Annotated in this window: 2 protein-coding genes; both read right to left on the bottom strand. The window is 57.2% G+C overall.

What is annotated here, in order from left to right; translation table 11 throughout:
• The coding region (locus ACFFNA_RS22730; RefSeq protein WP_378921797.1) for a calcium-binding protein at positions 1 to 2082 on the bottom strand (2082 nt) is incomplete at its 3' end.
• Positions 2083 to 2901: 819 nt separating this feature from the next.
• On the bottom strand, positions 2902 to 4008 hold the full coding sequence (locus tag ACFFNA_RS22735) for a helix-turn-helix transcriptional regulator (protein WP_378921799.1): 1107 nt from the start codon (positions 4006 to 4008) through the stop codon (positions 2902 to 2904).
• Positions 4009 to 4503 lie beyond the last annotated feature (495 nt).

The raw sequence follows: 4503 nt of genomic DNA on the forward strand, positions 1-4503 counted from the left end.
GTCAGCGTAGAGGTATGTGTGGCCGTTGAGTTCTTTCCACCATATCTGCGAAAAGCCTGGGCCGATGTCGTCTGCCTTCAAGACATGATCATCAGGTGTGACTGCGCCGATGAACTGGTCTCCCAGCGATCCGGTAAAGGCGGTTCCCAGTTGCCCCATGAAAGCCAGTGGGCCGCCATCAAAGGAGCCGGCGGCACCGCGACCGACGGAAAGGTCCAGCTTGTCGCCGTCAAGCTGATTGAAATCGGCTACGACATCGATGCCGGCCAGATTCGAGTCACTTGCGCTGAAAAACCTGAAAACGTCGGCCCCTGTGTCGCCTGTCAGAGTGTCTGCGTCGGCTCCCCCTTCGAGCGTATCGGTGCCTGCGCCACCGCTGAGGTGATCGATACCGGCGCCACCAAAAAGCGTGTCCGCGCCCTCGTCGCCTGCAAGGTCGTCGTCCCCATCGTTACCAACGAGCACGTCATCGTTGTCGCCGCCATGGAGCTCGTCGTGGCCAGTGTCTCCATAGAGTGTGTCGTTCCCAGCGTCGCCAAACAGTTTATTGCCCGCTACGTCGCCGTTACCAAAAACGTCCAAACCTGCAACGAGCGTGTCATCACCAATGCCGCCATGCAAAGTATCGGCATCCAACCCGCCAATCAGTATGTCGGTGCCGTCGTCGCCGTTGAGGATGTCGTCGCCCGATCCGCCATCCAGTGTATCGTTTTCTGATCCGCCATTAAGTATGTCGCCGTCATTGTCGCCGAAAAGCTGGTCATCGTCGCTACCTCCATTCAACGTATCTACACCGTCGCCGCCGTGGAGTTGGTCGTTGCCACCGTTACCATTCAGGACGTCGTTACCGCCCTGGCCGAAGGCAATGTTGCCAAGCGAGGTGCCTGGATACGCGTCGGCCTGGTCCGTACCGCGATAGACTATCAGCGAGTCAGAGAAATCGGCGGCGACAAGCTTTGCGTTAGGATCGCTGGTCGTTAGGTGAATGAGCATGTCCTGCTCGCCGAATTGCCCGTCGTCGTCGGCGTCAACCCAGATTTCTATGCCTGACCAGCTTCCAATCGTCGTCCAATGCCAAGAAATATCGGCAAACCCATCGGGCGACATGAACGATCCCGACGGCACGTCTGGCGTATAGCTGAACTGGAGCTGTTCCGCATTGAAGGCCAGCGGGAGATTGCCGTAGAAACTGGGCAGGTCGATTTGATCGCCGCCGGCTACGCCCAACCCTTCGAAATCAGTGATCGTGTCTACCGTCGAGGGTGCGGACGCGCTCCGCGGGATCCCGAATCCGAACCGGTAGACGTCGCTACCACCGCCGCCAGTCAATGTGTCAGCGCCAAGACCGCCCTCGATAATGTCGGCGCCTCCACCACCGGAAATGATGTCACTGCCATCACCACCCAGCAATGTGTCGGCACCCGCACCTCCGGTAAATGTGTCCGTTCCATCACCTCCAATCAGGTGAAGGTGGTTGCCCGAAGAAACTGAACTGCCATCGACGATTAGTTGGTCATTCTGACCCTCAGCCGAACCATCAACCGACAGTGTCGCGCCCAGCGCGCTTGAGACAGCTGCGTTGCTCAACGTCAGATTGAACGCGCCCCCGCCCTGATAGACGATCTTTTCGACCTCAGTTATCGTCGTTGGCGAGAGAGGGACCGAGAAACCGCCAGAAACAATCATCGTGTCGTTGCCGCTGCCGCCTGCTATGGCATCGGTCTGATCCAGGTGATCTCCTACGACGATCGTATCGTCGCCGCCGCCGGCCGAAATTGTTTCAGAACCGTTGGTTCGCAAATAGAAAAAGTCGTCTTGGTCCGATCCCGTCAGCGGGTTGGAAGTGTCAAAATGCACGACGCTGCCGTCGGCGAAGGCGAAATTTGTATCCAGCAGTTGATCTATGGTGACTGAGGCGAGCGTGACCGTGGATCCGTTGCAAGTCACAGCCACATCCGAGTCGAGCTGCGTGAGCGTCAGTTCGCCAGCCGAGAACGCCCCATCGAAGCTGAGCTGGTCTTCCGAAAAAGAGAACGGCACTATCGTTCCAGCTGCGTCGGCAAAATTAATGATATTACCCATTCTTGCCTCCCCGGTTTACTTGAACAGAGCACTCACTGAAGGTCGTCGCTTCTTGCTGAGCGCGAAAACGCGAGGGCGTGTTCCTGAAAGGACGCGAGTTCAAGATGGGGCCTGTGGCCAACTTATCCTGGTCGGAGGCCTTCAAGACGATTGTTGGGAGCAGATGCTCGAAACCGTTCGTCGCGGTCTTGATGGTTCTTGGCAACTCGTTCGCCATGACACACGCCTGATGAAACCATGGGGTTTACCCGGCGACGGGAGTAGCTCGGAGTTCGTTGCCACGGACTAGGCGTCCCTGGGGCAACAAGTAACCAGTTCGGGCGGCTGAAGAACCACCCGAAATTCAACCTCTCCGGAGCCGCGCCTTGTTAGGTAGCTTCCCCAATCTTCCCTCATATTAGCGATATCTTAGTTAAGGTTAATAGTCCAATACTTAATTCGAAAGTAGAGGGGGGCCGAGGAGGGTAGACCGACCGCGTGCCCGCGTTCTGACAGTACTTTCCGTCGCGGCGCGTCAGCGCGCATCACCCATTTGGGGTACTCCGCGAGATTCCCAGCCTCGAAGTGGGCCATCAAAAGAGCAACTCGCGCCTGAGGTCGCACACAAGCAGTCCATGTCCAGTACGAGCGATCTGACATAGATTGATTGTCGGCTAGCTTGATCGCGATGATTGCTGTGGGGCGACGAGACTTCGTCTAGAAAGACCCCTTTGGAAGCTGGCGTAGATGTCTGCTGGGGTGCGGCGAGCGAAGTGGCGGCCGAAGCCGCAGGGGCATACGGCGCTGCCCTTTATCCCATCAACGGCCGCCTTCCAGTGATCAATCCGATTTGCCGACCGGAAAAGAGCTGCTGACGCTTAGAAGCACACGAATGAGGTCGGACTGTCGATGGACTCCAGTCTTCTCGAAGATCGACTTCAACTGGATGCGAACCGTATCCTTTGACACTTTGCGCGCATCGGCAATGTCATTTATGGTCTTGCCGTTCACCAACTCGCGCGCGACCGCTGCCTCCGCTGCCGTCAAGTCAAAAAGCCCGAGAACCCGAGAGTCCAGATCGATCGCGCCTTCGGTTGACGTGATGATCAGCAACTGGTCCGCCGCACTAAAAATGTCGCGGGCGGCCCCCGTCGTGGGCATCACATGAGCGATCATGGTCGGGAACTCCGTCGAGGCACCGATCGGAAACGTCCCCCCTGAGGCGATGGCACTCGTTTGAACCAATTTGTTCCAGCAAGCGTCAGCGCCGGCTTGGGTGAATGTCAAGCGCGAGGTTCGGTCTTGCACTATCTTCGGGATCAGTTTCTCGAACCCTTTGTTGGAGAGCACGAGCCCTCCCCGCTTGATCGCCGCCGTTGGTAGTCCGATTAGATCGAAAGCGTCGACCGCCGCCTGCACCTGTTGGAACCGAAGACGCGCTGTCAGCAGTGTCGCTCTGGCCAGATGCGGGCGCAATGTATTCAAGCGGTCGGTGATATTCGGCTTCAGAGGGCCGGCATCGTAGCCGCGATGAACCGACACCTTGATGACGTCATTCGTGGTCCCTTTGATTGAGGTGCCCGCATGCCAATACATACCCTGCGGCCGCATGAAATTTTGATAGTAGTTGCTGGCCTGCATTTCGTCGGCAGACATCACTTCAGTGTCAAGAAGGAAGCGAGGCTCGCTGAAGCGAGCACGGCGCTCGGGAGTCTCGAGATATGGATTCTGCACTACCCAGTTATCTCTGAAATACACTTCGAGCTTTGGCGCGGCAGAGTCATTGGTTATCCAGCGTATGACGCCTTCATCGTCGACGGCTATGACCACACCGTCCGTGCAAGTGGCCACCTCGGCAATGATATCGAGAACGCCTCGACCGCCCCATAGCTCAGGGACGGCGGCAGCCTCGTATATCCGAGCGATAATTTCGTGTTCGTCGAGCACCCTAGTCCCTAGCACGCCATCTTATTGCGCCCCTGTATCGTAGTAATACCTATTTCGGGAGCGTGTTGCCACAATCGAGTACGATTACTGGCATGCGCGAACACGCTGAAGGGGTTACGGCGCAACCGCCGATTATGCGTGGGCCTGGAGGGAACTCCGAGACTTTGCATGGCCGGTTTGCCGTACGGCCCGCGTGCCTAGTGTCCGCTTGCAAGACAATCTCGTCAGAAGCGGCCGCTCAACCAATCCAATCAAGCTTCTTGTGGCTGGATTGGTGGGAATGTGATTTCCGCCTCTCCGTGAGTTTGCCTGCAAAGCGCCTCGCAGTGATGGCATCTTATGGTTGAGCGCTCGAGCTGCTGAATGGCAGACGCGCACGGCTGTTTAGTCAGACTAGCACTACTTTGGCAGGTTTTTAGCGGCGGGCGAGTTTTTGGAATTCCCAAGAGAGAGTTTGCGTGATTCATAGGAGGTCGGCTTGTGGAGGGCCGATCA

It is taken from the genome of Mesorhizobium kowhaii (assembly GCF_042431665.1).
Lineage (GTDB): Bacteria > Pseudomonadota > Alphaproteobacteria > Rhizobiales > Rhizobiaceae > Mesorhizobium > Mesorhizobium kowhaii.